This window comes from Pseudomonas sp. Kh14 (assembly GCF_900291005.1).
In the GTDB taxonomy this organism is placed as follows: domain Bacteria; phylum Pseudomonadota; class Gammaproteobacteria; order Pseudomonadales; family Pseudomonadaceae; genus Aquipseudomonas; species Aquipseudomonas alloputida.
Map to the genome: position 1 here is coordinate 1 of NZ_OLKJ01000066.1, position 340 is coordinate 340.

General features: G+C 44.7%; 1 protein-coding gene. It reads left to right on the forward strand.

Going from position 1 to position 340, the window contains the following annotated elements; genetic code table 11:
• A partial coding sequence (locus FQ668_RS27355) for a plasmid recombination protein (protein WP_178097165.1) occupies nucleotides 1-340 on the forward strand: 340 nt, incomplete at both ends.

Here is a 340-nt window from a genome sequence, read left to right on the forward strand (position 1 = left end):
GTTAGGACACCCTGATGAACGTAAGACGGATCATCATCGAAACCAGGAGATTGATGTTACTAAATCTAGCGAAAATTATACGGTTGTTCCTGAAAAGTATCGCAAACCTGATAATGTATCGCTGCAGAAATTCATACAGCAGCGTATTTCTGAGGGCCGCGATAGCTCTAGGGCGGTTAGGAAAGATGCCGTCGCTTTGACTGAGTGGGTAGTTGGCTCAGATCATCAGTTCTTTGAGTCACTGACGAATGCACAAACAAAGTCTTTTTTTGAAGATGCTTATGCTTGGTTTGCTAACCGATATGGCGCTGAAAACATTCCATATGCCACAGCGCCTGCG